The 24,560-nt window shown below is 65.3% G+C and carries 22 protein-coding genes and 1 tRNA gene; 16 read left to right on the plus strand and 7 right to left on the minus strand.

Features of this window, described 5'->3' with window-relative positions; genetic code table 11:
* The first annotated feature begins 117 nt into the window (after positions 1 to 117).
* The 3 genes from LSG43_RS01510 to LSG43_RS01520 all read left to right on the plus strand — a co-directional run bounded on the left by LSG43_RS01510 (position 118) and on the right by LSG43_RS01520 (position 3,260).
* Positions 118 to 990: a glycosyltransferase family 2 protein gene (locus tag LSG43_RS01510; RefSeq protein ID WP_231800728.1), complete on the plus strand. Its 873-nt coding sequence runs from the start codon at positions 118 to 120 to the stop codon at positions 988 to 990.
* Positions 991 to 1,089: 99 nt separating this feature from the next.
* The gene (locus LSG43_RS01515) at positions 1,090 to 1,545 is read left to right on the plus strand and encodes a TadE/TadG family type IV pilus assembly protein (RefSeq protein WP_231800730.1); all 456 of its coding nucleotides are present in this window, start codon (positions 1,090 to 1,092) and stop codon (positions 1,543 to 1,545) included.
* 2 nt (positions 1,546 to 1,547) lie between these two features.
* Positions 1,548 to 3,260, plus strand: coding sequence for a pilus assembly protein TadG-related protein (locus LSG43_RS01520; RefSeq protein ID WP_231800733.1), 1,713 nt, complete (start codon positions 1,548 to 1,550; stop codon positions 3,258 to 3,260).
* On the opposite strand, the gene LSG43_RS01525 is transcribed toward LSG43_RS01520, so the two are convergent.
* From LSG43_RS01525 to LSG43_RS01535, 3 genes are all read right to left on the minus strand, one after another.
* Positions 3,261 to 3,863, minus strand: a complete 603-nt coding sequence (locus LSG43_RS01525) for a YdeI/OmpD-associated family protein (RefSeq protein WP_231800735.1) — start codon at positions 3,861 to 3,863, stop codon at positions 3,261 to 3,263.
* 136 nt (positions 3,864 to 3,999) lie between these two features.
* Positions 4,000 to 4,075, minus strand: a tRNA-Ala gene (locus LSG43_RS01530).
* Between the two features lie 112 nt (positions 4,076 to 4,187).
* Positions 4,188 to 4,610, minus strand: coding sequence for a TIGR02300 family protein (locus LSG43_RS01535; protein WP_231800737.1), 423 nt, complete (start codon positions 4,608 to 4,610; stop codon positions 4,188 to 4,190).
* A 207-nt stretch (positions 4,611 to 4,817) separates the two neighbouring features.
* On the opposite strand from LSG43_RS01535, the gene aroA reads away from it, so the two are divergent.
* From aroA to LSG43_RS01600, 13 genes are all read left to right on the plus strand, one after another.
* Complete coding sequence (gene aroA / locus LSG43_RS01540) at positions 4,818 to 6,167, plus strand: 3-phosphoshikimate 1-carboxyvinyltransferase (RefSeq protein ID WP_231800739.1); 1,350 nt, start codon at positions 4,818 to 4,820, stop codon at positions 6,165 to 6,167.
* Positions 6,164 to 6,823, plus strand: a complete 660-nt coding sequence (cmk, locus tag LSG43_RS01545; RefSeq protein ID WP_231800741.1) for a (d)CMP kinase — start codon at positions 6,164 to 6,166, stop codon at positions 6,821 to 6,823. The genes aroA and cmk overlap by 4 nt, the downstream gene beginning before the upstream one ends.
* A 335-nt stretch (positions 6,824 to 7,158) precedes the next feature.
* A complete protein-coding gene (gene rpsA / locus LSG43_RS01550; RefSeq protein ID WP_231800742.1) occupies positions 7,159 to 8,862 on the plus strand; it encodes a 30S ribosomal protein S1 in 1,704 nt (567 codons plus the stop codon).
* A gap of 81 nt (positions 8,863 to 8,943) precedes the next feature.
* Positions 8,944 to 9,426: a GNAT family N-acetyltransferase gene (locus LSG43_RS01555; RefSeq protein WP_231800743.1), complete on the plus strand. Its 483-nt coding sequence runs from the start codon at positions 8,944 to 8,946 to the stop codon at positions 9,424 to 9,426.
* Positions 9,427 to 9,531: 105 nt separating this feature from the next.
* Positions 9,532 to 10,473: a signal peptide peptidase SppA gene (sppA, locus tag LSG43_RS01560; RefSeq protein WP_231800744.1), complete on the plus strand. Its 942-nt coding sequence runs from the start codon at positions 9,532 to 9,534 to the stop codon at positions 10,471 to 10,473.
* Between the two features lie 56 nt (positions 10,474 to 10,529).
* Complete coding sequence (locus LSG43_RS01565) at positions 10,530 to 10,808, plus strand: integration host factor subunit beta (RefSeq protein ID WP_231800745.1); 279 nt, start codon at positions 10,530 to 10,532, stop codon at positions 10,806 to 10,808.
* 56 nt (positions 10,809 to 10,864) lie between these two features.
* Positions 10,865 to 11,218 (plus strand): lipopolysaccharide assembly protein LapA domain-containing protein, encoded by a 354-nt coding sequence (locus LSG43_RS01570; RefSeq protein WP_231800746.1) that lies wholly within the window; start codon positions 10,865 to 10,867, stop codon positions 11,216 to 11,218.
* Between the two features lie 9 nt (positions 11,219 to 11,227).
* Positions 11,228 to 11,896 carry a phosphoribosylanthranilate isomerase gene (locus tag LSG43_RS01575; RefSeq protein ID WP_231800747.1) on the plus strand — a complete coding sequence of 223 codons (669 nt, stop codon included), beginning with the start codon at positions 11,228 to 11,230 and terminating at the stop codon, positions 11,894 to 11,896.
* Positions 11,893 to 13,113 carry a tryptophan synthase subunit beta gene (trpB, locus tag LSG43_RS01580; protein WP_231800748.1) on the plus strand — a complete coding sequence of 407 codons (1,221 nt, stop codon included), beginning with the start codon at positions 11,893 to 11,895 and terminating at the stop codon, positions 13,111 to 13,113. Before LSG43_RS01575 ends, trpB begins: the two co-directional genes overlap by 4 nt.
* 114 nt (positions 13,114 to 13,227) lie before the next feature.
* Positions 13,228 to 13,407 carry a hypothetical protein gene (locus LSG43_RS01585; RefSeq protein WP_231800749.1) on the plus strand — a complete coding sequence of 60 codons (180 nt, stop codon included), beginning with the start codon at positions 13,228 to 13,230 and terminating at the stop codon, positions 13,405 to 13,407.
* Between the two features lie 136 nt (positions 13,408 to 13,543).
* Complete coding sequence (trpA, locus tag LSG43_RS01590) at positions 13,544 to 14,371, plus strand: tryptophan synthase subunit alpha (RefSeq protein ID WP_231800750.1); 828 nt, start codon at positions 13,544 to 13,546, stop codon at positions 14,369 to 14,371.
* Between the two features lie 106 nt (positions 14,372 to 14,477).
* A complete protein-coding gene (gene accD / locus LSG43_RS01595; protein ID WP_231800752.1) occupies positions 14,478 to 15,455 on the plus strand; it encodes an acetyl-CoA carboxylase, carboxyltransferase subunit beta in 978 nt (325 codons plus the stop codon).
* Positions 15,456 to 15,500: 45 nt separating this feature from the next.
* Positions 15,501 to 16,793, plus strand: coding sequence for a bifunctional folylpolyglutamate synthase/dihydrofolate synthase (locus LSG43_RS01600; RefSeq protein ID WP_231800754.1), 1,293 nt, complete (start codon positions 15,501 to 15,503; stop codon positions 16,791 to 16,793).
* Positions 16,794 to 16,867: 74 nt separating this feature from the next.
* Here the strand turns inward: LSG43_RS01600 and trxA are convergent, their stop codons facing one another.
* The 4 genes from trxA to LSG43_RS01620 form a co-directional block, all read right to left on the minus strand.
* Positions 16,868 to 17,191, minus strand: a complete 324-nt coding sequence (trxA, locus tag LSG43_RS01605) for a thioredoxin (protein ID WP_231800756.1) — start codon at positions 17,189 to 17,191, stop codon at positions 16,868 to 16,870.
* A 101-nt stretch (positions 17,192 to 17,292) separates the two neighbouring features.
* The gene (gene addA, locus LSG43_RS01610; RefSeq protein WP_231800758.1) at positions 17,293 to 20,730 is read right to left on the minus strand and encodes a double-strand break repair helicase AddA; all 3,438 of its coding nucleotides are present in this window, start codon (positions 20,728 to 20,730) and stop codon (positions 17,293 to 17,295) included.
* Positions 20,727 to 23,795, minus strand: coding sequence for a double-strand break repair protein AddB (gene addB, locus LSG43_RS01615; RefSeq protein WP_231800760.1), 3,069 nt, complete (start codon positions 23,793 to 23,795; stop codon positions 20,727 to 20,729). The genes addA and addB overlap by 4 nt, the downstream gene beginning before the upstream one ends.
* A complete protein-coding gene (locus tag LSG43_RS01620) occupies positions 23,792 to 24,556 on the minus strand; it encodes a nucleotidyltransferase family protein (RefSeq protein WP_231800761.1) in 765 nt (254 codons plus the stop codon). Before LSG43_RS01620 ends, addB begins: the two co-directional genes overlap by 4 nt.
* Positions 24,557 to 24,560 lie beyond the last annotated feature (4 nt).

The following is a 24,560-nucleotide window of genomic DNA, read 5'->3' on the forward strand; positions in this document are numbered from 1 at the left end:
GCGGTCAACCTGTCCTTGTCCATCAAGCAACATTGCCGCTCCGGCCCGATTTCGGCACCGGAGAAGCGTTGAATATGATATGGGGCGTTCGCGCACCGCTTCAAGAGACTCACGCCCATGACCAAACCCGAACCGGTCTCGATCGTCATGCCTGCCTTCAGGGCGGAAACCACCATCGCCGCTTCGGTGAAAAGCGCGCTCACCCAGGACTTCGGCGCTTTCGAATTGATCATCGTCGCCGATGACGGGACCGACTACGAGGCCGTCCTTGGCCGCGCCGGGATCGCCGATCCGCGCATCCGCTACCTCGAAAGCGGGTTGGTCGGCGGCGGCTCGCCCCCGGCGCGCAACAAGGGGCTCGAGGTCGCGCGGTACCGGTTTTCGGCCATCCTGGACGCCGACGACCGCTTCGCGCCGGCAAAGCTCTCGGCAGCCATGCCGCATCTGTTCGAATACGGACTGGTCTCGTGCGCGCTCAACGTTACGCGCCCCGACGGCCGGGTTCTGCGGCAGGTCGGCACCGGGCCGGACCGGTTGCTCACGCCCGGAACCTATAAGTTCACCAATCTCTCCATGGATTCGATGCTGGTCTACGACCGCTCCCGCGCCGATCCACGGTTCGATCCCGGATTGCCCTGTCTCACCGATCTGGATTTCCTTTTAAAGCTCTTCGCTACGATCCCGGCCTGCTATCATCTGGGAACGCCCTATCACGATTACGTCAAATTGCCGGTTTCGGTCTCGAACGGACCGGGGGTGACCGAGAAGATGGTGCGAACCAAGAACGCGATGCGGTCCCGCCTGGCGGCCGGTTACTATCCACTCCCCCATGCCCGGGACGTCGCGGGGATCGACACGTTCCTCGCGATCTCGCTGGCGGCCGAGAAAACGTACGAACCGGCGACGGATGGCGAGGGTCCGGCGCTGTTCGAGGATCATCTTGAGCCGATGCTCAGGGCCCGTTGCGACACGGCGGGCGCCGAAGCCTAAGTGTCCGCAGATACGTCAGATGACGGATGCGGCGCTTAAATTTTCGCGCAGGCCCCTGACATAAAGTGTCATGTGCGATCCTTTTCGACGGGGCCGGGCATGAGGCGTGACAGACCGTATCGGTTTTCCATGGTGGGCATTTCGCACTTCCGCGCCGACGGCACCGCGGCGGCCGTGGTCGAATTCGCCCTGCTCCTGCCCGTCTATCTGCTGCTCGTTCTGGGCATGATCGCCTACGGCATCTATTTCGGCGCCGCGCATTCCGTCCAGCAGCTCGCCGCGGACGCGGCGCGGGTGGCGGTGGCGGGATTGACCGCCGACGAACGCGCCGCGCTCGTTACCGCCTTCGTCAAGGCCAACGGCCCGAGCTATGTCCTGATCGACCCCGAGAAGCTCGCGGTGGCCCCCGAGCAGAGCCCGGCCGACCCGGCGCAGTACAACGTTACGCTGAGCTACGACGCTTCGGCGCTGCCGATCTGGAACCTTTACCCCCCGATACCGCTGCCGGGCAAAACCATCATGTACCGCTCTACGGTCAGGCAGGGCGGCATATAGCCATGCCTGGCTTGAGGACGGCCATCGCGCCCTTTCTGGCCGACGAAGCGGCCAACTTTACCGTCATGACGGCATTGATCATGCCGGTGCTGCTCGGGATCGCGGCGCTGGCGGTCGATTATGCGTCGCTCACCCACCAGAAGCGCAGGCTCCAGGCCGCCGTCGATCTCGCCGCAATCCACGCGGCGGGCGATCCGGACAATGCGGGCGCGCGCGCGCGCACCGTCCTTGTCGATGCCGGTTTTGTCGCCCCGCAGACCGCGCTCGAGGCGCTTGTCGGCGAAGAGGGACCGCTGACGGTGGTCCGGGGGCTCTATCGCGCCGATATCGGGACGCCCGCCGCAACGCGATTTGTTCCCGAGGGGAGCGCCGTCAACGCCGTGAGCGTCGCATTCACGACACCCGGGACGCTGCATTTCGCGCGCACGTTCTACGCCGGCGACATGGCCCTGGGCGCCCGCGCCACCGCCAGCGTCACACCGCGCGCCGCACTCTCCGTCGGCTCGCGGCTGGCGAGCCTCGATGCGGGCGTGCTCAATGCGCTCCTTGGCGGCCTGTTGGGCACGACGCTCGAATTCGAACTTCTCGACTACGAGGCGCTGGCAGATCTCGACATCGATCTTCTCGATGTCCTCGACGCCCTTGCCGGAGATATCGGGATTGAGGCGGGCACATATCGCCGGGTGCTCACGGCCGACGTCGCGCTCGCCGACCTCGCCGCTGCCATCGCTGCCGCTTCGAGCGATGAAGACCATGCCGCCGTCGCGGTTCTTCTGAATCTCGCCGGCCGGCTCGATGACGAGATCGTCGTCGACATGGCGAACCTCGTGGCGTTCGGCGATCTGGCCGCCCTCGGCATCGGAACGGCGTCTTCGGGCGTATGGGCGACCCTGGATGCGCTGTCGCTGGTCACCGCGGCGGCGGCACTTGCGGACGGCACCCATCAGGTCGCGCTCGATTTGGGAGCCGGAATTCCCGGGCTGGCTGGGTTCACCGCGCGGCTTGCGGTCGGCGAGCCGCCCCAGGGCGCGTGGTTCACGCTTGCCGGCGACGGCGGCTACGTGCGCACCGCGCAGGTCCGGCTGAAGTTCGAATTCTCGCTTCTGGGCGACGGCGGCCCGGGCATCGGCGCGTTCGGCGTCACCGTGCCGGTTTATGCCGAACTGGCGCCCGCCGAAGCCTGGTTGGTTTCCGTAACCTGCCCGCCCGGCGTTCCAGCCGGCGCCCGGGCGACTGTCGGGGCACGGCCGGGTGTTCTGCGGCTCGCCATCGGCGCGACCGATCCGGACGCGTTTTTCGACACCGCTGCGCCTTTTTCGGTCGGCTACGGCACCCTGGCGACGGTCGCCGGCCTCGCCCGCGTGACCGGACGCGCGGATATCGCGATGGTTCAGGACGACCCCTATACGCTTTATTTCGACGCCGCCGATGCCGCGGCGGGAACCGTCAGGACGGTCTCTACCGTCACCCCGGTCGCTTCGCTCACCGGAAGCCTCCTCGAAACCCTTGACCTGCGCCTCGAGCTCATCGGCCCGAGCCTTTTGGGCGGGCTGCTCGACGGGCTCACCGAGACCGTGGATGCCCTCGTGGCGCCCCTCGCGCCGGTCATCGACACATCCCTTGCGGCGATCTTCGAAAGCCTCGGGACTGGCCTGGGCGAAGCCGACATCCGCGTGCACGGTTTCGATTGCCGCGCCCCGGCGCTTGTGCAGTAGCTATTTCTGCTTTCCGTTGGGGTGCAGCGTCTCGCCCCGCGCGAGCATGGCGACGAACTGCGCGATCTTGCGCTGCCGCGTGTCCGTGCGCTTGGCGTTGTTGATCCGGAAGGTCAGCGCGAAAAGATTGGCACGGTTGAGCGTTTCGAACGTGGCCTTGGCCCGTGCGTCGGCGGCGACCGCGTCGAGGAAATCCTGCGGCACCTCCAGTTCGGTGCCCGGAGCATAGGCCCGCTCCCAGCGTCCGTCGGCCTTCGCCGCTTCGATTTCCTTGAGCCCCGGCGCCTGCATGAGTCCCGCTGCAATCAGGCTTTCGGCATGCCGGACATTGATGAGCGACCAGATCGACGCCTTCCGCCGTGGCGTGAAGCGCAGCACATAGGCCTCTTCGTCGAATTTTTTCTTGATCCCGTCGATCCAGCCCCAGCACAGTGCCGCCCTCACTGCCTCCTCATAGCTGAGTGTGGGGTATCCCGTGTGCACCTTGTAGAATTTCACCCAGAGGAAATCCTCTGCGGCGTGGTTGTCCCTCAGCCACGCATAGAAGGTGTCTCCCGTTTCGAACGGGAGAACCTTGTCGGGGTCGACGATAACGGGGGCCATTGTGTTGCGTCCTCAAGCCTTGCTGGCCCCAGTCAAGCGCAGGCCGGTGCTCTGGACAAGTCTCGCATTCGCGAATCCGCGCAATCGCAGCAAAAAAGCCGCGCTTGCAAGCGCGGCTTTTTGAAGTTCGGTAGGATGGTGGAGCCAAGCGGGATCGAACCGCTGACCTCCTGCATGCCATGCAGGCGCTCTCCCAGCTGAGCTATGGCCCCTTTTGTGTCCCTGTGCCGGCAGACCCGGCCCGAACGGCGGCGAACCTATGTGAGACGCGTCGCGGACGCAAGAGCAAAAATGGCGCGTGCGACGGATTTTTGACAGCCCGGTTTACCGGTCTTCGTCCTCGTCGACATCGACGTCGAAATCGATGTTGTCATCGTCGTCATCGGTCTCAAGGAAGCTGTCGTCGTCATCCCCGCCGAGATCCTCGTCGACCTCCACATCCTCGACGTCGGGGATGTCATCGCCGTTGTCATCGTCGTCATCGTTGTCGGTGTCGCTCTCGGCGTCCGAAAGCGAGATGACCTCCGCCCCGGCGGCTTCCGCGGCGAGATCGACATCGACCTCTTCTTCTTTTTCGGGCCGCGCTTTCTCGGCGGGCTTGGGCGCCTTTTCGGGCGCAGCCTCAAAGAAGGACACCGGGTAGGACTTGCCCGTATAGGGCGAAACCACGGGATCCTTGTTGAGATCGTAGAATTTTTTGCCCGTCACCGGGCATGTGCGCTTCGTACCGCGTTCATCAGTGGCCAAGGCAATTCCCCATTGCTCTTTAAATGTCTCGGATCGGCAGGGGCGGGCAATAAGGGCGCGCCGCGAATTTGCCGGTTCGGTTACGACGAAATTTTCGGCCCTGTCAAACGCTAAATGCGGGCACCTTTGTGGCGTTGGCACCGCGTTCCGGGCGTGCTAAGCCCGGCCTCGCTTTCCGTTGGATTTTCTCGAAGGCGACGCAAGACGATGTCCCACGCCAATTCCCCCCACCCCCGCGCCAGCTTCGCGCGCGGCGCGCTGACCGGCACAATCCGGGTTCCAGGCGACAAATCGATCTCTCACCGTGCCATGATGTTCGGCGCCATGGCGCGCGGGCGGACAACGGTTTCGGGGCTTCTCGAGGGCGAAGACGTGCTCGCGACCGGCCGCGCCATGCAGGCCCTGGGCGCCTCGGTCAAAAAAGAAGGCGAGCTCTGGCAGATCGACGGTCTCGGCGTCGGCGGCTTTCTCGAGCCTCAAGCGCCGCTCGATTTCGGCAATGCGGGGACCGGCGTGCGGCTCTGCATGGGCCTTGTGGGCACCTATCCGTTCGTCACCCGTTTTGTCGGCGACGCGTCGCTGTCCAAGCGCCCCATGGCCCGCGTGCTCGATCCGCTCCGCGCGGTAGGTGTCGAAGTCGTCGAGCACAACGAAAACCGGCTGCCCATCGCGCTGCGCGGCCCCAAAACTCCGCTGCCCATCGACTACCGCGTGCCCATGGCGTCGGCCCAGGTGAAGTCCTGCGTGCTCCTCGCCGGGCTCGTCGTTCCCGGAGAAACCCGCGTCGTCGAGCCGGTCATGACCCGCGATCACACGGAGAAAATGCTCGCCGGCTTCGGTGCCGAGATCGATATCGCGACCGATGACGAAGGCGAGCGCACCATCATCGTGAAGGGCCTGCCCGATCTTGTCGGCCAGGAGCTGCAGGTACCCGGCGACCCGTCTTCGGCGGGCTTTCCGCTCGTCGCCGCGCTCATCGTGCCGGGGTCCGATGTGACCATCGAGAGCGTCTTGATGAATCCGACCCGCACGGGACTGATCGAGACGCTCGTTGAGATGGGTGGCGATATTTCCATCGAGAACCGCCGCAATTCCGGCGGCGAGGACCTTGCCGACCTGCGTGTCAGGCATTCGGCCCTGACGGGCGTGAGCGTACCCGCCTCGCGCGCGCCCTCGATGATCGACGAATACCCTGTGCTCGCGGTTGCGGCCGCCTATGCGCAGGGGCGTACCGAAATGCCGGGCATCGAAGAGCTGCGCGTCAAGGAATCCGACCGTCTCGCCGCTGTCGCGCGCGGGTTGGAGGCCAATGGCGTCGTCTGCGAGGAGGGCGCCGATTATCTCGTCGTCGAGGGCAGGGGCGGCGTTGACGGCGGCGGCAAGGTGGAAACCCATCTCGATCACCGCATCGCCATGAGCTTCCTCGTCATGGGGCTGGCCGCCGACCGCGCGATTACCATCGATGACGATACGATGATCGCCACGAGCTTCCCGAGCTTCATCGGCGATTTCACGCGGCTGGGCGCAGGCTTCTCCGAAGCAGGGGAGGCGGCATGATCATCGCTGTCGACGGGCCGGCCGCCTCGGGCAAGGGCACCATCGCTGCCGCGCTCGGGCGGCATTACAACCTGCCGCACCTCGATACCGGGCTCCTGTACCGCGCCGTCGGTCGCGAGATGCGGGCCTATATCGACATGCCCGACCTCGAGGAGCGTGCGCTCGCGGTGGCGCGCGACCTCGATACCGACGCCATCGACCCCGAATATCTGATGAGCGCCGAAGTCGGGGTGCTCGCTTCCAAGGTGGCGGTGTTTCCCGGCGTCCGCCAGGCGCTGTTCGAGGCCCAGCGCGGCTTTGCCACGCAGGCCGGCGGGGCCGTGCTCGACGGGCGGGACATCGGCACTGTGATCGCGCCGGAGGCCGACGCCAAGCTTTTCATCGTCGCCGAACCGGAAATCCGGGCCGAACGCCGCGCGCGTCAGCTCGAAGCGCGCGGGCAGACCGTCGACCGTGCCGCCATGCTTGCCGAGATCGTCGCCCGCGACGAACGCGACCGGAGTGCGCCCCATGGCGGTTTCCATCCCGCCGCCGATGCGGTCTTGCTCGATACCTCACAATTGGATATAGAAGCCGCCATTACGGCAGCCATCGCCGAAGTCGATGCCGCCATTGCCCGCAAGTCAGCGTCCATGGCCGGAGGGTTTCCAGAATAAGTGGCTACCACTTATTCGGTTCGGAAAGCCGACAAACCGGAGAGGACCTTAATCCAAGCTTGCGGCTCTGGGCGGGTTCAATTTCGGGCCGGTCGTTCCTATATCGCGACCGTGTGAGGCGCAGTGCGCCTCCAGTGCTTTTGCCGGGACATCCGCAGGACAAGGACGAACGTGCGCGTGGCGTTTACGGGGATGTGTCCGTAAAGGCCCCTGGCGCGTTGGACGTGCCCGCACCCTTTTCAAGAACCGAGCCCGTTCGCGTGGACTTCATGCGGACGGACCCCATCATCAACACCAACCCAACCATGTTCCGGCCCGGCCGGAATGGAGATTGAATGGCAAATACTGCTGCAACCACCGAAGATTTCGAACAGCTCCTTATGGAGAGCTTCCAGGACATCGATCCCGTTGAGGGTACCGTTGTCAAAGGCAAGGTCGTCGCGATCGAGAAGGATCTCGCCATCGTCGACGTTGGCCTCAAGACCGAAGGCCGCGTGCCGCTGAAGGAATTCGGCGCCGCCGGCAAGGACGGCACCATCGCGGTCGGGTCCGACGTGGAGGTCTATGTCGACCGCGTCGAGAACGCCATGGGCGAAGCCGTCCTCTCGCGCGAGAAGGCTCGCCGCGAAGAAAGCTGGGTCCGCCTCGAAGCGCTCTATGAAAAGAACGAGAAGGTCGAAGGCCAGATCTTCAACCAGGTCAAGGGCGGCTTCACCGTCGATCTCGACGGCGCCGTGGCCTTCCTGCCCCGTTCGCAGGTCGATATCCGGCCGATCCGCGACATCACCCCGCTCATGAACGTGCCCCAGCCGTTCCAGATTCTCAAAATGGACAAGCGCCGCGGCAATATCGTCGTATCGCGCCGTGCCATTTTGGAAGAATCGCGCGCCGAACAGCGTTCGGAAATCGTCCAGCAGCTCGAAGAGGGCCAGGTGGTCGAGGGCGTGGTCAAGAACATCACCGATTACGGTGCGTTCGTCGACCTTGGCGGCATCGACGGCCTGCTGCACGTCACCGACATCGCGTGGCGCCGCGTCAACCACCCCAACGAGGTGCTCTCCATCGGCGAGACGATCAAGGTTCAGATCATTCGCGTCAATCAGGAAAGCCACCGTATTTCGCTGGGCATGAAGCAGCTCCAGGCCGATCCCTGGGAAGGCATCCAGGCCAAATACCCGGTCGAGGCCCGCTTCACGGGCCGCGTGACCAACATCACCGATTACGGTGCGTTCGTCGAACTCGAGCCGGGCATCGAAGGCCTGATCCACGTCTCGGAAATGAGCTGGACCAAGAAGAACGTGCACCCGGGCAAGATCGTCTCGACCTCCCAGGAAGTCGATGTCGTGGTCCTGGAAGTCGATCCCGACAAGCGCCGCATTTCGCTGGGCCTGAAGCAGACCCTCGCGAACCCGTGGGAAACCTTCGCCGACAAGTTCCCGGTTGGCGCCGAAGTCGAGGGCGAGGTCAAGAACAAGACCGAATTTGGTCTGTTCATCGGTCTCGACGGCGATGTGGACGGCATGGTCCACCTCTCCGACCTCGACTGGAACCGCCCGGGCGAAGAAGCGCTCGAAGACTATAACCGTGGCGATATCGTCAAGGCCAAGGTCCTCGACGTCGACATCGAGAAGGAGCGCATTTCGCTTGGCATCAAGCAGCTCGGCTCCGACCCGATCGAATCCGCTGCCGGCGACGGTGTGCGCAAGGGTGCGATCGTGACCACGACCGTGACGGCCGTGACCGATGGCGGCATCGAAGTTCAGATCGCGGATACCGATCTGACCGCCTTCATCCGCCGCGCCGATCTCTCACGCGACCGCTCCGAACAGCGCCCCGAGCGCTTTGCGGTCGGCGAAAAGGTCGACGCCCGCGTCACCCAGTTCGACCGCAAGACCCGCCGTATCGGTCTTTCGATCAAGGCGCTGGAAATCGCGGAAGAAAAGGAAGCTGTCGCGCAGTACGGATCGTCGGATTCCGGCGCGTCGCTTGGCGACATCCTCGGCGCCGCGCTCAAGAACCAGGACAAGGACGAAAAGTAGGCTTTTCTCCCTGGCTTGAATCCGGGCCCGCGCGGGTGACGCGCGGGCCTTTTTGCGAGTCGAGCGTTCAAGAGGTGCGGCATGCCCTGGCGTCCCATGCTGGCAGGCGATATTCCCGCCGTATTCGACCTGTCGGTGCGCATCCACCCCGGATATCCCGAGTCCGAGCCCGTCCTGGCCGAGCGCCAGGCGCTCGCGCCGGAGTGGTGCTGGCTCTATGAGGGGCGAGAAGGCCCTGCAGGCTACTTCCTTGTGCACCCCTGGCGGCTCGGAGCGCCGCCGGCGCTCAATGCGCTCCTGGGCGGATTGCCCGATACGCCCGATACGCTCTATTTCCACGATCTGGCGCTTCTGCCCGAAACCCGCGGGACCGGCGCCGCGTCGGATATCGTTCGGCGCTCGATTGCAGCCGCGCACCCGTTCAAAACGATCAGCCTCGTTGCCGTCAATGGCACGGCACCGTTCTGGAGCCGGTTCGGCTTTTTGGAGGAAACGCGGCCGGACCTCTCGGGCAAGCTGGAAAGTTACGGACCGGGAACGCGGTATATGGTGCGGCGGGTTTAACGCCTTCATCCGGCCTTTCGCCGCGCCGGCCGCGCCGCGCTCTTGCATTCCGCCAGTCCAGCGGCTAGCCGTTCTCCCCACCGACCCTTTATGCTCGAGGCCGAAATGACCCAGCTCGGCGACGATCCCGTTCACGCCATCCCCGCAACCCGCGCACTCAAGCGCTCCCGGGGCCGCTGGCGGCTTTTTGCCTTTCTCCTGATCGCGCTCGCGGTCATTCTCGCATATGCGCGCTTTACCGCGGTATGGACGCCGCGCGCGGATACGCTGGCGCGGGTCGAGATCGGCGGCACGATCACAACCGACCACGAACGCACCCGAAGGCTCGCGGAACTAGCCGAGGACGATGCGGTGCAGGCGGTGATCGTCGCGATCAACAGTCCCGGCGGCACGACGGCGGGTGGTGAGGAACTCTACGAATCCCTCCGCCGGCTCGCCGAGGTCAAGCCTGTCGTCGCCGTGATCGACGAACTGGGGGCCTCGGCGGCCTATATGACGGCTATCGGCACCGACCGGATTTTCACGCGGCGACTGTCGATCGTGGGCTCGATCGGCGTCTTTTACGGCCATGTGGACGCCGGCGGGCTGCTCGAGAATATCGGCATTGACTACGACAAGGTCGCCTCCGGCCCGCTCAAGGCCGAGCCCGACATTGACGAGCCGATAACCCCCGAAATCCGCGAGTCTCTCGCCGCGCTCGTCGACAACAGCTACCAGTGGTTCGTGGATATCGTCGCCGAGCGGCGCGAAATGCCCCGCGCCCGGGTTCTGGCCCTCGCGGACGGCCGCATCATGACTGGCGCGATGGCGGTCGATGCGGGGCTCATGGACGCCATCGGCGGTGAAGCGGAGGCGATTGCATGGCTCGAGACCGAGCGCGGCATCGACGCCGATCTGCCGGTCGTAAAGGCGTTTCCGCCGCCCGAGCGGACCAACTGGCTCGTCGAATGGCTCGTTTCAAGCGCGAATTCGGCTCTCGGTGTCGATCTCGACCGGGTTATGGCGCTTGACGGTCTCGCCGCGCTTTGGCACCCTTCATCCCGATAAACCCATCAAGAGCAAGGCCAATTTGGCTGCCCGTGTGCCGGGGGGCGCAACCGAAGATGATCAAATCCGAACTCATCGAACAGCTCGCGGCGGAAAATCCGCATCTGTTCCACCGCGACGTCGAAAATATCGTCAATGCCATCCTTGATGAAGTCAGCGATGCGCTTGCCCGCGGCGACCGGGTGGAATTGCGCGGCTTCGGCGCATTTTCGGTCAAGAACCGCCCCGCCCGCGTCGGCCGCAACCCGCGTACCGGCGAGCAGGTCGATGTGGGCGAGAAATACGTGCCGCAATTTAAGGCCGGCAAGGAAATTCGCGAGCGGCTCAACCGCTGACGGCTTCGCCGTCCAGAGGACGCTCGGACAACGCTCCGTAGGGAAGTAACCGCCTGATGGCCAAACGCATTATCGGCTGGCTCGTGCTGATTCCGCTTTGCGCGGTCATCCTCGTGTTCGCTCTCGCCAACCGGCACCCCGTTCCGGTCAACTTCAACCCGCTGATTTCGGTCGATCCGGCGGCGCCGGGAGCGGGCGTGCCGCTGTTTCTGATCATCTACGCGGTGCTCTTTTTCGGCATTGCGCTCGGCGGCATCGCCGTGTGGTTCGCGCAAGGCCAGCACCGGCGCGCCGAACGGCGATGGCGCAAGGAAGCCGAAAAGCTTCAAAGAGAGCTCGAGGGCGTGCGTGGGCGCCCGGCGAGGCGTGAAACCGATCCAGCGCTCGCAGCCGCCGACGAATTGGCGTAAAACCTCCCCATGACACAGGACCTCGTGATCAAGATCTGCGGGATCAAAACCCGCGAGATGGCCGAGCACGTCGCCGCCGCGGGCGCCGACATGATCGGCTTTGCCCATTTCGAGAAAAGCCCCCGCCATCTGCCGCTCGAAGCCGTCGCCGCGCTTGCGGGAGCACTCGAAGGCCGCATCGAAACCGTGGTCCTCATGGTCGACCCAGACGACAGGCTGCTCGATCTGGCGGCCGCAACCGGCGTCGATTGGCTGCAGCTCCACGGGCATGAAAGCGTGGAACGCGTCGCCGAAGCCGGTACGCGGACCGGCAGGAAAATTCTCAAGGTGCTCCCCATCGGCGGCTCCGCCGACGTCGCGCGCCTTCCCGAGTATCACGCGGTTGCCGACAGGCTGCTCCTGGACGCCAAGCCGCCCAGAAACGCGACGCGGCCCGGCGGGTTGGGGAAGACCTTCGACTGGTCGCTGCTCGAAACGCTTGACCGTTCCATCCCCTTCATGCTTTCGGGTGGCCTCACCATCGACAATGTCGCGGACGCGGTCGAAACGGTACGGCCTTTTGGGATCGACGTCTCCTCGGGCGTCGAGCGTATCAAGGGCGAAAAGGATGCCGAACTCGTGACCGCGTTCATCGCCCGCGCCCGTGCGGCGCAAGCCAGACAGGAAAAAGCGCTATGAGCGAGGCCATGGTCAATTCATTGCGACAGGGGCCCGACGAACAGGGCAAATTCGGCATTTATGGCGGCCGTTTCGTCGCTGAAACGCTGATGCCGCTCATCCTCGACCTCGAAAAAGCCTATCGCGCGGCGCAGGACGATCCCGAATTCCACCGCGAAATGAACGATCTGCGTGTCCATTTCGCCGGCCGGCCCTCGCCGCTTTATTTCGCCGAGCGCATGAGTGCCGACCTTGGCGGCGCGAAGATCTATTTCAAGCGCGAGGATCTCAACCACACCGGTTCGCACAAGCTCAACAATTGCCTCGGGCAGATCCTGCTCGCCAAACGCATGGGCAAGACCCGTATCATCGCGGAAACCGGCGCCGGCCAGCACGGCGTGGCGACGGCGACCGTCTGTGCGCGCTTCGGGCTGCCCTGCACGGTGTTCATGGGCGCCACCGATGTCGAACGGCAGATGCCCAACGTCCTGCGCATGAAAATGCTCGGGGCCGAGGTCAAACCGGTGACTGCCGGTGCGGGCACCCTCAAGGATGCCATGAACGAGGCGTTGCGCGACTGGGTGACGAATGTCGAAACGACTTACTACCTGATCGGCACCGCCGCGGGCCCGCATCCTTATCCGGCGATGGTCCGCGACTTTCAAAAAGTGATCGGCGAGGAAATTCGCGCGCAGATTATGGAAGCCGAGGGCCGGTTGCCCGACGCGCTCGTTGCGTGCATCGGCGGCGGTTCGAACGCCATCGGCACGTTTTACGACTTTCTCGACGAGCCGGACGTCAGGATTTTCGGCGCCGAAGCCGGCGGGCACGGGCTCGACGTCGACAACGGCCACGCCGCTTCGATGGCCGGCGGTCGGCCTGGTGTCCTTCACGGCAACCGCACCTATCTTCTCCAGGATGTCGATGGGCAGATCCTCGAGGGCCACTCGATCTCCGCCGGGCTCGACTATCCCGGCGTTGGCCCCGAGCACGCGTTCCTGCGCGACAGCGGCCGGGTGAACTATGTGCCCGTCACCGACAAGCAGGCGCTCGATGCGTTCATGGCCTGCACTAAGTTCGAGGGCATCATCCCGGCGCTCGAAAGCGCCCACGGGCTCGCCCACGTGATGGAGATCGCGCCAAAAATGGGCAAGGACGAGGTCATCGTTCTGTGCCTGTCGGGACGCGGCGACAAGGATGTGGAATCCGTCGGCCGGCACCTGGGTATGGCGATGTAGGCAAAGCCACCCGGTTTCCGCATGGCTGGCTTTCCCGTTCCGCGCTTGTGGAAACGCGTCTCCGGCGCCATTTAAAGGGCAAGACATATCAAGCCCTTGACGGAGACTATAGAGATGGCCCGCAATTCTTTCCTTGGTGGCGTTGCCGACTTCTTTGGCGACATCGGCCGCGCCCGTGCCGCTTCGGCACTCTACAACGATCTTTCGGTTCTCTCGGACGCGAGCCTCAAGGCCCGTGGCCTCAAGCGCGATGAGATCGCCGCTTACGCCTACAAAAAGTCCTTCGGCAAGTAAGGCCGGCCCCTTCCAGGTTCACGGGCGGCACCGGGCAACCCCCGGAGCCGCCTTTTGTTTGCGCGACCCATGTTGACACGCAGGGCGATCTTGCCCTTTATCGCCGCCAGTCTTCACCGGGGATAAAAGGCCATCCATGAGCGCGACGCGGATCGAGAAACGCTTTGAAAAAACAAGGCGGGAGAACCGCCCCGCATTCGTTGCGTTCGTCATGGCCGGCGACCCTGACGAGGCGACCGCCGACGCGATCCTCGCGGGGCTTCCCGCGGCCGGCGCGGATGTGATCGAACTGGGCATGCCCTTTTCCGATCCCATGGCCGACGGCGTCGCCATCCAGATGGCCGGGCGCCGGGCGCTCGAGAGCGGCATGACGCTCAAAAAGACGATCCAATCCGTCGCCCGCTTCCGCAAGACCGATCCCGATACGCCCATCATCCTCATGGGCTACTACAACCCCATATACATCTATGGCGTCGAAACTTTCCTCGCCGACGCCGCAGAGGCGGGCGTGGACGGGCTGATCGTCGTCGATCTGCCGGCCGAGGAAGACGGGGAACTGTGCATTCCCGCGCTCAAGGCCGGGCTCAATTTTATCCGCCTCACCACCCCTACGACCGACGACAACCGCCTCGCCACCGTGCTGAAAAACACCTCGGGCTTCGTCTATTACGTCTCGATGACCGGTATCACCGGCGCCGAGATCAAGAACCGCGAAGCGGTCGGCACGGCGGTCAAGCGCATCAAGGCGCATACCGACCTGCCCGTGGCGGTCGGTTTCGGGATCAAGACCGCCGAGGACGCCGCCTTTATCGGGCGCGATTCCGACGGCGTCGTGGTGGGCTCGGCGATCGTTTCGGCGATCGCCAATTCGCTCGAAAACGGCAAGGCAACCGCGGAGACATCCAAGGCTGTCCACAGCCTCGTGGCGGACCTTGCGCAAGGTGCAAAGGCTGCCAGAAGCTGATAGTATCGCCACAATCCGTACCTATATAGGATCATGTTCCGGCACTTTTGCCGGTGTCGGGCGTTGTCCCGATACACCAGAAGACCAACAGGTCGAGGCCTAGAAAATGAACTGGATCGATAACGTCGTCCGCCCCAAAATCCGCTCCTTCCTCAATCGCCGCGAGGTGGAGGAAAATCTCTGGGTCAAGTGTCCCGAGAGCGGGGAAATGGTGTTCTACCGCGATCTGGAGGCCAACCAGTGGGTCGTGCCCAATTCGGGCTACCATATGAAGATCAAGGCCAAGGACCGGCTGGCGAATTTCTTCGACGACGGGCACTACGACACCATCGCGCTCCCCGCGGTACCTCAGGACCCGCTCAAGTTCCGCGACGTCAAGCGCTACACCGACCGCTTGAAGGAAAACCGCACCAAGACCGGTATGGAAGACTGCGTGATCGTGGCGACCGGCAAGCTCTACGACCGCCCGGTGACGGTCGCAGTGCAGGATTTCGACTTTCTGGGCGGCTCGCTCGGCATGGCCGCCGGGTCGGCCATCGTCAAGGGGCTGGAGACCGCTGTCGAGCGCAAGGAACCGTTCGTCATGTTCGTCGCCTCGGGCGGTGCGCGCATGCAGGAGGGGATCTTGTCCCTGATGCAGATGCCGCGCACCACCGTTGCCGTTCAGCGCCTCAAGGAGGCGGGGCTTCCCTATATCGTCGTCATCACTAACCCCACGACCGGGGGCGTGACGGCGTCCTACGCCATGCTCGGGGACATCCAGATCGCCGAACCGGGCGCGACCATCGGTTTCGCCGGCGCGCGGGTGATCGAGCAGACCATCCGTGAAAAGCTGCCCAAGGGTTTCCAGACCTCCGAATATCTGCGCGACCACGGCATGGTCGATATGGTCGTGCACCGGCACAATCTGCGCGCGACCATCGGCTCGCTCGTGGGCATCCTGACCAAGGCCGCAGCCAATGACGACATCCCCGCTTCGGCTCCGTCCCGCTCGCTGACCATGCGCGAGGTCGCTGTCGCCGCCGAGGGCGATGGTGAGGACGATCTGGCCGCCGACGCGCCCGTCGCGGCCCACGCCGAATAGGATCGGCCCGATCCAGTAGCGATTCTCCAAGACAGGGCAGGCGCCGTGTCCCGTACCGATGCGATTCTAGAGCGCCTGTTGAGGTTGCACCCAAAGCTGATCGATCTCGAGCTGACGCGGGTCGAGCGCCTGCTCGACGCGCTAGGGCGTCCGCAGGACAGGCTGCCGCCTGTCATCCACGTTGCCGGGACCAACGGCAAAGGCTCGACCGTCGCCTTCCTGCGCGCGATGCTGGAAGCTGCGGGCAAGCGCGTGCATGTCTATACCTCTCCCCACCTGGTTGCCTTCCGCGAGCGCATACGGCTCGCGGGCACGCTCGTTTCCTCGCGCCAGCTCAACCGCGCGCTCGAGGCGTGCGAGGCGGCCAACGGGGGCGAGCCGATCACCTATTTCGAGATTACGACGGCTGCGGCGTTTCTGCTTTTCTCCGAGGTGGAGGCGGACTATCTCCTGCTCGAAGTCGGCCTGGGCGGGCGCTATGACGCAACGAACGTGATCGATCATCCGCTGGGCGCGGTGATTACGCCGATTTCAAGCGATCACACACAGTTCCTGGGCGAAACCATCGCCGAAATCACCGATTCCAAGGCCGGGATCATGAAGCGCGGCGCGCCCGCCGTCATCGGCCTGCAGCCCGACGACGCGCTCGATGTGATCGACGCAGAGGCCCAGAAGCTCGGGATAACCCCGTTCGTCGCCGGGCGCGACTATGACGGCTTTTCCCAGCGTGGGCGTTTCATCTATGAGGACGATACCGGACTGATCGATCTGCCCATGCCGGCGCTGGTCGGCAGCCATCAGGTGGAAAACGCCGCGCTGGCGGTGGCCGCAGTGCGCCATTTCGGCCTGCCCGTCGATGAAGAGGCGATGGCGAGGGCCATGCGGTCGGTTGCCTGGCCGGCACGGCTCATGCCCCTGCGCGGGGCGCTTCTTGATCATGTGGGTGAAGACAACGAGCTTTGGCTCGACGGTGGACACAACGCGGCGGGCGCGCTCGCGCTGGCTGAGGCGCTCTCGGAAATGAACCGCGCACGGCCCGCGCCGCTGGTCCTCATTACCGGCATGATGGCCTCAAAGGATGCCGCGCGCTATTTCGCGCCGTTCAAGGAACTCGCCGCCCGCGTCGTTGCCGTGCCCATTCCGGGCGAGACCGGCGCGCTCAAGGCAGCGGATCTCGTGCCGCACGTAAAGGCGCAGGGCATACCGGTTGAGACCGCGCGCTCGATCGGCGCCGCGCTCAAAAGCGCCGCAACGACAAGCGGCGCCCGCATCGTCATCTGCGGTTCGCTCTATCTTGCCGGGGCGGTCCTGAGGCAAAACAAAACGCCCCCGGACTGATCCGCCAGCTACGCGGAGGTCCGGGGGCGTCTTTGTACTCTGCCGAAACGAAAGGAGCGGCAGAGAAGCTCAGTTTAGGCCGCGTGGCCTTCGAGCCACTTGACGAGGCCGGCCTTGGGCGTGCCCGCGCCGATCTTGATGTCGGCGGCTTCACCGCCCTTAAACAGGATCATCGTCGGGATGGAACGCACGCCATACTGGGCGGCGATGGAGGGGTTCTCGTCGACATTGAGTTTGACGATCTTCACCTTGCCTTCCATCTCGGTCGAGATTTCTTCGAGGATCGGCGCGATCGCGCGGCAGGGGCCGCACCATTCGGCCCAGAAATCCACAAGGACAGGTTCCTTTGCGCCAAGCACTTCATTCTGGAAGGTGGCTTCACTTACCTGTTCAGTCATTGCATTTTACCCTTATTTCGGAAAGGCGCGGGGCCCTTCGCCCGCGGTCGAGTCCATCAATAGCTAATTAGAGTCGAAACCCAGTTCAAGGCGCCAGCCCCTCACGTGAGCGTGTAGCTGCTTGTCGCCAAATGCAAGTCTTCTTCCGGCAGCACCATGAGATGACGGTTCGCCGTCCAGAGAATGGCCGCCTCGACGGTATGCCGGGGGAATAGCCGCTGCGCCGCCAGACGGTAGAGACCGAGCTGGACGCGATAGGGAGCAGGCACATGCGCGGCATCGGGCGCAGGAGCGGCGTCGGACTTGTAGTCGACGACAAGAACGCCGCGGTCCCCGATGACGATCCTGTCCATCCGCCCCGCCAGCCGGATGGCTTTGCCCGCCCGCGTGCCGTCGAGCGCAAAGCTGACCTCGGCGCGGGCACCGGGGCCGAAAAGGCAGCCCAGCGCGGGGTCTTCGAGAATGTCGAGCGCTTCCGTCGCGATGTCCGGCGCGAGCTCGGGATGCCCGGGCAGCAGCGTTGCCGCCGCGCTTTCGGCAAGGCGTGCGCGCAGATGCTGAGGAACGCTGTTCAGATGTTCGAGCAGCGCGTGAATGCCGATACCGCGCGCGCGCGCCGTACGTGCCTCATGGAGCGATTCAGCAGCGCTGTTATAGAGCGCATCGACGTCGATGAGCGCGTCATGCTGCGAGGGGGAGACGATGGTTCGCGGCGCGCGGCGCGCGGGTGGGCCCAGCGCGAGGGGAGTAGTTGGGGTACGTTCCTCAGGTCGCGGGTCGATGACAGGCGCCGGTGGCATCGCATCCGCGGGAAAGCGCAGGACATCGCGCCCGGAGACGGCATCGGTCGACAGTTCTCCTTTCGCCGCCAGCGCCTCGCTGAGGACGCCGTACCAGGTGCCCTCGGTCTTCCCTTTGGCCTTGAGGGGGCCGGTGACATAGAGAGCGTCCTCCGCGCGCGTCATGGCGACGTAGAGATTGCGCCAGTATTCGGCGTTCTGCCGCGCCTGTACCGCCTCTCGCAAGGGAGCTGAGGCAGTGCTGTGATCGTCCTTTTTCGGGCAGAACAGCAGGAAGGGGTGTCCGCCCTCGCTCGAGAAGAAAATGCAATCCTTGACCGCCGGTGGCGTACCCGTCGCATCGGCGAGAAAGACGATGGGGGCTTCGAGACCTTTTGCGCCGTGCACCGTCATGAGCCGCACGCCGGCGGCCTTTTGCACAAGGTCGCGCTTGATGGTGATGTCGGAAGCCCGCATTTTCGCAACGAACCCCGTGAGCGAGGGCTGGTCGGACTGCTCGTGGGCGAGGGCGAGATCGAGAAATTCGGCGATCACCTCGTCGACCTCGGCCCCGAGACGTGTATGGAAGCGCTTGAGCCCGCCCGCTGCGTAAAGCACATGCGCGAAAAAGGCGTAGGGCCGGTCGAGATCGAGCCGCGCGCGCAACGCGGCGAGCTGGGCATGGGCGGCGCGCGCCGAGGGGACCTCCGACTTTGCGAGCGCGGAGAAGAGCGATACGCCCCTGCCGCGCCCGTGCGCGAGCGCAAACAGCTCGTCCTCGGTGACTTCGAAAAGCGGCGAGCGCAGGACAGCCGCGAGGAGGAGGTCGTCGGCGGGATTGAGGAGCACGTCCGCGAGCCCGAGCAGGTCGTCGACCGCAATGTGGGCGGAGACCGGCAGCCGGTCGGCGCCCGGGCTTGTGATATTGAGTTCCTTGAGCGCCCGCACGATCTCCCCGAAAACCCCCGTGCGCTTCTGAACGAGAATGAGAATATCCTCGGGCACGATCGCGCGTCCGCGCGGGCCGAGCGGAGCGCCGGTATCCACCCAGTGGGCAATGGTCCTAGCGATCGCGGTTGCGGTCTGACGCGCGGCGCTCTGGAGGTTTTCGCGCGGGGCGATGGGCCAGTCGGCGCCCAGCGGCGTCACCTCGGGCTCTTCGAATACGGGCCAGACCTCAATGCCGCCATGACCCTTGTGTGCCCGCGCGCTTTCGTGGCGGATGCCGTGCGCCCCGGCAAAGAGCGCGGCGCCCAGATTGGGCCGGGCGCAAACCTCGTCGACCCCGTCAAGGACGGTATCGAGGGTGCGGAAGCTCGTTTGTAGCGTGATATCGTGCCAGTTTTCCTCCGCCTGCCGTGCCCGCAGGCCGAATTCTTGGCCCCGCTCGTTGAAGAGCGCCGGTTCGGCGCCCTGGAACGAATAGATCGATTGCTTGGGATCGCCCACCGCAAAGAGCGTCTTGTTCCGCCCCGTACCGGCGCCTGAGAAGAAGTCGTCGGTGAGCGCGTCGATCACCTCCCATTGCTCGGGATTGGTGTCCTGACTCTCGTCAACGAGGATGTGGTCGATCCCAGCGTCGAGTTTGTAGCGCACCCAGTCCCGATGGTCGGGGTTGGAGAAAAGCGCGCCCGTGCGGGCGATGAGGTCGTCGAAATCCAGGAGCGAGCGGGCGCGCTTGTCCGCCTCGAAGCGCTGCGCGATGGCCGAAAGAACGTCGATCAGCGCAGCCGATTGCGCGGCGATGGTGAGCGCGCGGTAACGGTCGAGCATGGCTTCGAGACGCTCGGCCTCGGCGCGGAGCCGTGCGGCAAGATCGGGATCGGCGCGCTCGATGGCCTTGTTGGGAAAGCCGCGCCTGGGCACTGCGCCGCCGCCGTTGAGGTAGGCGGCGAAAAGCTGTTCGCTCGTGGGGTTTTCGCGGTCGACGTCGCACAGTTTATCTTCGAATTGGCGCTGCTTGACGCGTCCGGGCGGCGTGATCGCGTGGACGGTGTCATATTCGGCCGGCGTAACGAGCATGCCCGAGATGATGTCATGTTCGAGCGCTTCGAGCGTATCCGTGTCGGAAAGACGCAGAAAGCGCCTCAGCGCGACCTTCGCCGCCGCCGGATCCACGAGCACGGCGCCGAGCTTGCGCCCGCCGCCGAGCGCTTCGGTCACCGCCGTTTCGATGCTTGTGTCGCTGAGCGTGTCGAACAGCCGGGCAACCGCCCCGGCGACCGGCCCCGTACCCTTGAGCCCGTCGGCAAGCACTGCCTCGCGGGCGGAGCGGATAAGCTCGGCGCGCTCGTCCTCCTCCATCACAGCAAAATTAACCGGCACGCCGGCCTCGTAGGGGAATCGCTGCAGGACAGATTCGCAGAAAGCGTGGATCGTCTGGATCTTGAGACCGCCCGGCGTTTCAAGCGCGTGGGCGAAGAGCGAGCGGGCGCCGGCCATTTCTCCTTGCGCCGGATTGCGGCCAAGGACGACAGAAAGCTCGGCGACCAGTTCGGCATCATTCGCACGCGCCCATTTGGCCAGCTCCTGCGCCACGCGATGACGCATTTCGGCGGCAGCGGCCTTGGTATAAGTGAGGCACAAGATGGTTTCGGGCGCTGCGCCCGCAAGCAGCAGCCGCAGTACACGGCGCGTGAGGACGAAGGTCTTGCCCGAACCCGCATTGGCGCTCACCCAGGCCGAGGCGGTGGGATCGGAGGCGCGGGCCTGCGCGGTTTTCGTATCGTCGGGAATACGCCCGATCCGGCGATCGCTCATTCCTCCTCCTCTTCAGCGTCGGCGAGCGTCCATTCTCCGGTGCGCGCGAGATGCTCGTAGGCGCCTTTGAAACGCTGGCTGGGCTTGGGGAGAACCCGCGCCATCATGGGCTGGGTGCCGCGCATCAGGAGCGCTTCGACGTGGCGCGAGAACCGCGCAAAGCTTTCCTCGATGGCCTGGGCGAGCCCGGTGCCTCCAAGCGCGAAGGGCTTTTCCTCGAGGGCTTTGGGACCGTTGGCGATTTTGACATAACTCAGTGCTTCGGCGTCGGCACGTAAATCCTCGCCGAAACCGCCCGCAAGCGCCATCGTCGCTTCGAGCGGCAATTGCGGCGCGAGGAAGTCCTTCATTTCAGCCGGGGTCGGGACCTGTCCGGTCTTGAAGTCGATGAATTCGAGCCCGCCGGAGGTCAAGACGTCGATACGATCGGCGCGGCCGCGGAGCACGAATGCTTCGCCGCCGATGGCAAATTCCGCCTTGCCATCGATTTCCGCGTTGCGCCTGGCAACCCTGCCAGCGCGCCCGCGCTCGAAGGCTATGAACTGACGTGCGGCGTGGGAGAATCGCCTCAGCCAGATGTCGCGCCGTTCGGGGATCGCCTCGAGCCCGGCAAAGCGCGCCTGCGCGATCTCCATCAGCGTCTCGTGCGCGTCCGGGGCCGAAGGATCGCGCCCGGCGATGACATAGTCGCCGAAAATGTCGTGGATGATCGTGCCGCGTTCGGCGGCGTCGGGGTCGGCGCCGAGCGGATCGACCGGACGCAGGCCCAGGACATATTTTGCGTAGAGATCGTAGGGCGAGCGCAGCAGCGTTTCGGCCTCGGTCACCGAAAGTGACCGCGGGCGGATTTCGGCGGGCGGCCTCGGGGCGGGCCGGGTCGCGGCGCGCGAGGGTCCGTCGATGGCGTCGATCCGCGCGGCGGCGTCGACCCAGACCGCGCCGCGGGCGACCATTGCCCTGGCGACCTCCTCGCCCGCCAGGGCCTCGATACGCTGGAGGAGCCGCGAGGGGGTGGAGGGCGACGTGCCCGAGCGCTCCGCGCGGGTGAGAATGACGTTTGGTGCCCCGGCGGCCATGAGAAAATCGTGCGCGGCGAGCCCGTGCAGCTTTTCGGGCGGCTCGAGCCCCGCGGCCATGCGCATGCCGCGGCTCATCCACGGGCCGGGGTCTGCGATCTCGGGCCAGACCCCTTCGTTGAGCCCGGCAAGGATCATGAGGTCGGCGCGCATCAGCCGCGCTTCGAGCCGGCCATAGATCACTGCGTCGTCGGCCGGCACCTGCCGGGGGCGGACGCTCTCGCCGGCCATCAATTGCGAAAGCGCCAGATCGAGCCCGCGCGCGCTGTAGCGCGGGCCGAATGGGCCGAGCGCCGCGGTGGTTTCGATCCAGCGCGCAAGCTCTCCCTCACCCTCAAGGGGCGGAGCCGTTGTGTCGGGCGAGGACGCGCGCAAGCGCGTGAGCGTGTCGTCGAGCGCTGCCGCGAAGTCCGCGGCGCTGAAGGCTGGACCTGCGCAAAGCCTCGCCAGCGGCTCCAGCGCGGCCTCGAGCGCATCGAGCAGCGCGGAGATCGCCTCTGCCTTCTCCGCGTCGAGCTTGAGTGCGGGATGGGACATGTCACCGGCCAGGTTGGCCGCGACGCCCTTGCGCAGGCCGGCGAACCCCGGCGCCGGCCGCTGTCCTCGCAAGACGCCGAAATCGAGCCATTCGGTGGCCGCGGCGACAGCGCCCCGGCCCATGCCGAGCGCCGCATGGCGGTTGTGGAGAAGCGCAATCAGGTCGACCGGCCGCATTTGCCCGCAAACCAGCGTCACGACCTGCCGCACCAGCCGGCCGGCGCGCGACTGGATGAGCGGGGTGCCCGCCGCGTCGTCGAGCGTGACGTCGAACCGCGCGAGCTCGGCGCCGATCCGCCGCGCCAGGGTCTGATCCGGCGATATAACGGCGACCGAGCGGCCCGCGTCGAGCCCGTCGCGCACCGCCAGAGCGATGGCGCGGGCTTCCTCCTCGGGCGTGCGCGCAACAAGCGTGGCGACGCTATCGGTCGCCGCGGCGATGTCGCTCGGTTCGAGGGCGTTGGACCAGCCCGCCGTGTCGTCGGCGAGGGCGAGCGCGGTGCGCAAAAAGCGCGTGCGCGGCTGATCGGGCTCGGCCAGTTCGATTACCCCCGATGGCGGCACGCCGAGGCGGCGCAGGAGCCGTGCGAGGCCGTAATGGGGATGCCCGTGCGGGTTGGCCTTGTCCTCGAGGAGCGTTTCGTACTGGTGGCTGCCCATGGCCGTATCCACACCCGGGAGCACGATCGCACCTCGAGGCAGCTTGGAGATTGCAGCCATGAGATCGGCGGTCGCGGGGATCGAGCCGGTCGAACCGGCAACGATCACCGGCTTGTCGCCATAAAGCGCCGCGACGCCCTGCGCCTGGCGCGCCAGGAGCGCGTTGGTACGCGCTGCCGCATCGATTTCGCCATCCTCGGCGAGGATTGCCGGCCAGGCCTCCAGGATGGCGTGAACGAAATCGAGATTTGTCTGCCACTGCGCCGCAAGCTGCGCGTCGTCGATAGCGCCCAGAGCGGCGCTCGATTTCTGCGCGATGGTGAAGTCGTCGATGAGCGTCCCCAGCGTATCGGCGAGCGCCAGCACCTCGGCTGGGTTGGGGGCGCCTGTATAGCCGCCGAGACCGGGGCCGGAAAAAACAGGACGCGACTGTGTCGAGAGCCATTTTTCGACGAGTTGCGCGAGCATGAGCCTGCGCTTCATACGACCCACGGGAGCCGGCAGGGCCTCGGCTTCATAGGGCGGCAGAAACGGCTCGGCGGAAGGGTCCTCTCCGCCCAGCGCCTTGAGATTGGGCAGGAGGAGCGGGTCCTCGCCCATCTGGGCGATCAGCGCGTCGGCAAGCGCGTTGCGAGCGCGGCGGGTAGGCAGGAGGATGGTGATATCCGAAAGCCAGAACGGCCCCTCGCGCGGCCAGTCGGGAACGAGCGTGCCGTCGATCAGTGCCTTGGCGAGCGTCGGCAGGAAGGCCGCGTGCGGGCCGATGGAATAGATTTTCCCGGCGGCACTCATAGCGCCGCGCCGATGACCTGCTCGGTGCGCGCGATGGCGTTGGGATCCCCGACGTGGAACCATGGCGCTTCGATCATTACGCCCTTGAGCCGCCCCTTGTCCCGCGCGGCGGCAAAATGGGCATAGAGCGAGAACGGGATATCCGGCCCGCTCGCGGCAATGTCGCGCCCGATCAACGCCGCGCCGGCGTAGACCACCGGGCGCCCCAGCTTGGCCGAGAGCGTGCCGTCTTCCGCGTAAAGGAAGTCCGGACCTTTCCAGAACCCGGTCGCTTTCTCCGGCGTGACGCACAAAAGGACGATGTCCGCCTCGCCATCGGCATAGGCCTGCGCCATGCGCGCAATTGGGGTGTCGGCGTAGGGCACCCAGAACGTATCGGTATTGAGCGCGAGCACCGGATCGGTCTCAAGCAGCGGCAGCGCCCTTTTGAGCCCGCCGCCGGTATCGAGCAGGCGATCTTTCTCGTGGCTCACCGCGAAGGCGAGGTCGGGGAGCGCGGACTGCAGACGTGCGACATGCGCGGCGACCTGATCGGCCTTGTGATGCGCATTGACCGCGAACCGCGTGCACCCTTCGGCGATCGCGGCATCGATCGCATGGTCGATCAACGGCTTGCCCGCGACCTCTATTAGCGCCTTGGGCGTCTCGAACGTCAGCGGCCGCATGCGGGTGCCAAGACCGGCGGCAAGCAGCATGACGTCGGGGACAGGCGCGGTGGGTGCGGGCTGGGCGGTCAAGGGGTCGATCTCGAAAGCATCCATGGGT

Source organism: Pelagibacterium xiamenense, from assembly GCF_021166475.1.
GTDB classification, from domain to species: Bacteria; Pseudomonadota; Alphaproteobacteria; order Rhizobiales; family Devosiaceae; genus Pelagibacterium; species Pelagibacterium xiamenense.